Source organism: Pseudomonas sp. SDO5591_S426 (assembly GCF_054070755.1).
The window spans coordinates 1-5,042 of the sequence record NZ_JBSVXD010000286.1 but is presented as its reverse complement, the minus strand read 5'-3'; the positions used below and the strand labels follow the sequence as shown (position 1 = coordinate 5,042).

At 59.2% G+C, this 5,042-nt stretch carries 5 protein-coding genes and 1 pseudogene; 4 read left to right on the top strand and 2 right to left on the bottom strand.

Going from position 1 to position 5,042, the window contains the following annotated elements:
- Positions 1 to 216: 216 nt before the first annotated feature.
- The gene (locus tag ACW9JC_RS28620; protein ID WP_015093094.1) at positions 217 to 1,227 is read left to right on the top strand and encodes a class 1 fructose-bisphosphatase; all 1,011 of its coding nucleotides are present in this window, start codon (positions 217 to 219) and stop codon (positions 1,225 to 1,227) included.
- A gap of 3 nt (positions 1,228 to 1,230) precedes the next feature.
- Positions 1,231 to 1,833 carry a DUF924 family protein gene (locus tag ACW9JC_RS28615; RefSeq protein ID WP_457459234.1) on the top strand — a complete coding sequence of 201 codons (603 nt, stop codon included), beginning with the start codon at positions 1,231 to 1,233 and terminating at the stop codon, positions 1,831 to 1,833.
- Between the two features lie 117 nt (positions 1,834 to 1,950).
- Here ACW9JC_RS28615 and ACW9JC_RS28610 read toward each other — a convergent pair whose 3' ends face one another.
- Both ACW9JC_RS28610 and ACW9JC_RS28605 read right to left on the bottom strand, forming a co-directional pair.
- Positions 1,951 to 2,715 (bottom strand): methyl-accepting chemotaxis protein, encoded by a 765-nt coding sequence (locus ACW9JC_RS28610; protein ID WP_457459236.1) that lies wholly within the window; start codon positions 2,713 to 2,715, stop codon positions 1,951 to 1,953.
- 93 nt (positions 2,716 to 2,808) lie between these two features.
- Positions 2,809 to 3,831, bottom strand: a pseudogene (locus ACW9JC_RS28605) (HAMP domain-containing protein); the annotation flags it as partial.
- A 293-nt stretch (positions 3,832 to 4,124) separates the two neighbouring features.
- On the opposite strand from ACW9JC_RS28605, the gene ACW9JC_RS28600 reads away from it, so the two are divergent.
- Entirely contained in the window at positions 4,125 to 4,379 is a 255-nt protein-coding gene (locus tag ACW9JC_RS28600; RefSeq protein WP_090328096.1) for a hypothetical protein, read from the top strand.
- Between the two features lie 31 nt (positions 4,380 to 4,410).
- Complete coding sequence (locus tag ACW9JC_RS28595; protein ID WP_338584265.1) at positions 4,411 to 4,980, top strand: lipocalin family protein; 570 nt, start codon at positions 4,411 to 4,413, stop codon at positions 4,978 to 4,980.
- Positions 4,981 to 5,042: the final 62 nt, after the last annotated feature.

The window sequence follows — 5,042 nt, the reverse complement described above, 5'->3', positions numbered from 1 at the left end:
ATACCTGTGGGAGCTGGCTTGCCAGCGATGGCGTCGGAACTGACACTAAATTATCGAAACTGCTATTTATCGGTGTCTCACATCCGGCCCATTTCCTACTACGCTCAACCCCGCGCATGAACTCTCTTCAGCCGATCACGTCTGATAGGAGGAAATGCGCCCCGACTCGCGTTAAACTGCGCGGGTTTTTAGCCCCCCATTCCACCGGAGCCTTCCATGTCCCGCGTTACCTTGAGTCGCTATTTGATTGAGCAGACCCGCAGCAACAACACTCCTGCCGATCTGCGCTTCCTGATCGAAGTGGTGGCGCGTGCTTGCAAGGAGATCAACCACGCCGTGTCCAAAGGCGCCCTCGGCGGCGTTCTGGGCAGCATGGGCACTGAAAACGTTCAGGGCGAAGTGCAGAAGAAACTCGACGTGATCTCCAACGAGATCCTGCTCGAAGCCAACGAATGGGGCGGTCACCTGGCCGGCATGGCGTCCGAAGAAATGGACAACGCCTACCAGATCCCGGGCAAATACCCGAAAGGCGCGTACCTGCTGGTATTCGACCCGCTGGACGGTTCGTCGAACATCGACATCAACGCCCCGGTCGGCACGATCTTCTCGGTACTGCGTTGCCCGAACGAGTATCTGAGCCAGAACGAACCTTTGAATGAAAAGGCTTTCCTGCAGCCAGGCACCCAACAAGTCGCCGCCGGTTACGCGATCTATGGTCCACAGACCATGCTGATCCTGACCCTGGGCGACGGCGTGAAAGGCTTCACCCTGGACCGTGAAATGGGCAGCTTCGTACTGACCCACGAAAACATCACCATTCCTGAAGCCACCCAGGAATTTGCCATCAACGCCTCCAACCAGCGTCACTGGGAAGCCCCGGTACAGCGCTACGTCGGCGAATTGCTGGCAGGCGATGAAGGCCCGCTGAAAAAGAACTACAACATGCGTTGGGTTGCCGCGATGGTTGCGGACGTGCACCGCATCCTGACCCGTGGCGGTCTGTTCATGTACCCACGTGACAGCCGTGAGCCATCCAAGCCGGGCAAACTTCGCCTGATGTACGAAGCCAACCCGATGTCGTTCCTGGTGGAACAAGCGGGCGGCGCGTCCACCGACGGCCACCAGCGCATCCTCGACATCCAGCCAGAAGGCCTGCACCAGCGCGTAGCGGTGTTCCTCGGTTCGAAAGAAGAAGTGGCCCGCGTCACGGCTTACCACAAGGAATAAATCATGAACGCGCCTTGGCAGCCGTTGCTCGATTGGTGGTTCGGTACAGCCGAAATCTCCAGGGCAATCGCGGCTGACAAGGGCAAGTTGTGGTTCGGTAAGCGCGACAGCCAGGACCTCGAAGCGCGTGAGCGTTTCGGGGACCAGGTCGAGCAGGCACTGGCCGGCGGATTGACCGAATGGGCGCAACGCCCCGAAGGTCGGCTGGCACTGGTGCTGTTGCTCGATCAACTCCCGCGAATGATCTTTCGCGACTCTCCCAAATCCTTTTCCGGCGATCTCAGGGCGCAAGCGCTGGTGGCGCAAGGCATTGCTGCGGATTTTGATCGGCAGTTAAGGCCGATCCAGCGAGTATTCATCTACCTGGTGCTGGAGCACTGCGAGCACCTGGCGGTGCAGAATGAATGCATCTCGCGCTACATCGAGCTGGTGGCGCAACAGCCTGAAGCTGACCGGACTCTGTTTGCCGATTACCTGGATTACGCCGAGAAGCATCAGAAAGTGATTGCGCAGTTCGGACGGTTTCCGCATCGCAATGCGGTGTTGGGGCGGGAGTCTACGGCTGAGGAATTGGTGTTTCTGTCGAAACCGGGTTCACGGTTTTAGTCTTTTGGGGCGACTGATGCCGCCATCGCCAGCAGGCTGGCTCCCACATTTGATCTGTGGCGTTCACAAATCCCCTGTGGGAGCTAGCCTGCTAGCGATTTTGCCAGTAGCTGCGCCTTAGATCCTGAAACTACCCACCAACTGCTTCAACCGCGCCGCCTGCTGTTCAAGATCCGCACACGCACGCAAGGTCGCCTGCAAGTTCTCCACACCTTCCTGGTTCAATGTGTTGATCTCGGTGATGTCAACGTTGATCGACTCCACCACGGCCGTTTGTTCTTCGGTCGCAGTCGCCACCGACTGGTTCATGCCATCGATCTCACCGATGCGCTGGGTCACGCTGCCAAGACGCTCGCCGGCCTGGTTGGCGATGCCGACACTGCTTTCGCTCTGGCGCTGACTGTCGGTCATGGTGCTCACCGCTTCGCGGGCGCCGACTTGCAGTTCTTCGATCATCTTCTGCACTTGCTGCGCCGAATCCTGGGTGCGGTGGGCGAGGTTGCGCACTTCATCGGCAACCACCGCGAAACCACGTCCGGCTTCACCGGCGCGCGCGGCTTCAATGGCGGCGTTGAGGGCCAACAGGTTGGTCTGCTGGGAGATGCTGGTGATCACTTCCAGAATCTGCCCGATGTTGACCGTGTTGCTGTTGAGCGTTTCGATATTGCCGCACGAGTCGCTGATCTTCGCCGAGAGCTGTTGCATCGCCGCGATGGTTTTATCCACCACCTGCTGACCGTCTTCGGCCAGGCTGCGCGCGTCGCTGGAGTGTTGCGAGGCGAGGGCGGCGTTCTGCGCGATTTCCTGGGCGGCGGCGCCGAGCTGGTTGATTGCGGCGGCGACGCTGCTGGTGCGTGAGGCTTGCTGGTCGGAGTTGAACATCGACGAGTTGGAGGCGGCCACCACGCGCAGTGCCACTTCGTTGACCTGGCCGGTGGCCGAGGACACTTCGATGATGGAGGTGTGAATACGCTCGACGAAACGGTTGAACGACAAGCCCAGCGCGCCGAATTCATCGTGGCCGTGAATGGTCAGGCGTTTGGTCAGGTCGCCTTCGCCTTCGGCAATGTCATGCATGGCGCGGCCCATGGTCAGCAGCGGCTGCATCAACAGGTTGATCAGCATGCCCAGCAACGCAATGATGATCACCACCGCAATCACCATGGCAATGATCGCCGAGGTGCGGAATTCGCTGAGCATCGAGAACGCGGTGTCCTGGTCGAGCACCAGTGCCACGTACCAATCCGCCGACGGCACGCCGTTGACGTGGGTGAAGGAGATGAACTGGCGCTTGCCGTCGATCTCGACTTCTTTCATGCCCGGGCTGACTTTCGGCGCACCGCTGGAATAGGCCTCGGTCAGGTTCTTGAGCACCAGTTTGCTGTCCGGGTGAATCAGGATCTTGCCATCGGCGCTGACAATGAAGGCATGGCCGTGACCGCCGAAGTTCAGCGAGTTGATGATCGCGCTGACGCTGGTCAGGTCGATGTCAGCACCGGCAACGCCGATCATCTGACCCTGACGCTGTACCGGGGTCGCTACGGTGATCACCAGTTTGCCGGACGAAGCGGCGATGTACGGTTCGGTAACAATGGTCTGTTGCGCGCTGTTGGCCGCTTTGTACCAGCCACGGGCGCGTGGGTCGTAGTCCGGCGCGCGGTTGCCCGCCGGGATCGAGAACATCACGCCGTCCGCACCACCGAAGTAGCTCAGCTGGAAATTGCCGGTGTAGGCGGGCAGGTCGATGATCCGCTTCAGGCTGGCAGGGGCATTGCCGTCGGCGCTGACTTGCTGAGCCATTGATTGCAGCAACTGCATGCGGCTTTCCAGCCAGGTCTGGATGTTGCTGGTGGTCAGGCTGCCGAGCTCCTGCATCGAGGCCTCGGTGCTGCTGCGCAGGGTCTGGCGCTGGCGATAGTCGTTGAACAGGATGAAACAAGCGAATGCGACGGCCACCACGAGGGCGGCAGCCAGCAAGATCTTGTGGCTGAATTTCATGTTTCTGGTCATTGGATGAGCTACCGCAGGAGATCTGGTCAACAAAGAGGGGCAAACGCCACGGGCGTGGCTTCGCGTTGCATTTTATGTCGACAGAGCGGCGCCAAAGATTAGGCACTTTTGACGAAAACCGACGAAATGCTCGATAGCCGAACAAAGTGGCTGATTCTTGGGGAAATGGCAGACGAGCGGCCCAATAAATAGCGGGTTGGCGAGGGAACCAGATGGGGGTTTTCTCTTCTAAGGTTCTGCTTGGCAGCCATGCCAATCCCCTTCGCCCCTGGAGTTACACCATGTCGCTGCGATCCATCGCCCTGCTTTCGTTCTGCGTGTTGTTGGCTGCATGCAGCAAGGTCAATCAGGAAAACTACTCGAAGCTCTCGGCCGGCATGGCCAAGGCCGACGTGGAAACCTTATTGGGCAAACCCGCCGATTGTTCAGGCGCGCTCGGCATGTCCAGTTGCACCTGGGGCGACAAGAACAGCTTTATCAGCGTGCAGTATGCCGGTGACAAAGTGCTGATGTTTTCCGGCCAAGGCCTGAAGTAAACCGGGGCTACGCGCCCACGGGAGAAAAACAATGAAGCGGTTATTGATGATTCTTTTTGCCGGCCTGGTATTGGCCGGCTGTGCCAGTTCTGGCCAGGATCCGTTGGCGCCGAAAACGGCCAACAGCGTCAACCTCAAGCGCTACCAGGGTACCTGGTACGAGTTGGCGCGCTTGCCGATGTATTTCCAGCGCGACTGCGCGCAATCCGAAGCTCATTACAGCCTGTTGCCCGACGGTAACGTCGCGGTGTTGAACCGCTGTCTGACAGCGCAGTGGCAATGGGAAGAGGTCAAGGGCACGGCTTATCCACAGGTGCCGGGCAAGACCGACAAATTGTGGGTCGAGTTCGATACCTGGTTTTCCCGGCTGATTCCGGGCATTGCGAAGGGTGAGTACTGGGTGTTGTACGTCAGCGATGACTACAAGACGGCCATCGTCGGCGACCCGAGCCGCAAGTACCTTTGGTTGCTGTCGCGCACGCCGACCGTCAACGGTGTGGTGCGTGAAGAGTTGCTGAGCAAGGCGCGTCAGCAGGGTTACGACACGACGCGGCTGATCTGGCGGGCGTCGGATACGCAGATGGCGAAAACCTCGAACTAGCGACGTGACTCAAAAAAAAGATCGCAGCCGTCGGCAGCTCCTACAGGGATCGAGTGATTCTG

Coding starts and splice junctions, on each gene's coding strand:
- ACW9JC_RS28595 (WP_338584265.1), top strand. CDS start 4,411: ATGAAGCGGTTATTGATGATTCTTTTTGCCGGCCTGGTATTGGCCGGC.
- ACW9JC_RS28620 (WP_015093094.1), top strand. CDS start 217: ATGTCCCGCGTTACCTTGAGTCGCTATTTGATTGAGCAGACCCGCAGC.
- ACW9JC_RS28610 (WP_457459236.1), bottom strand. CDS start 2,715: ATGTTCAACTCCGACCAGCAAGCCTCACGCACCAGCAGCGTCGCCGCC.
- ACW9JC_RS28600 (WP_090328096.1), top strand. CDS start 4,125: ATGTCGCTGCGATCCATCGCCCTGCTTTCGTTCTGCGTGTTGTTGGCT.
- ACW9JC_RS28615 (WP_457459234.1), top strand. CDS start 1,231: ATGAACGCGCCTTGGCAGCCGTTGCTCGATTGGTGGTTCGGTACAGCC.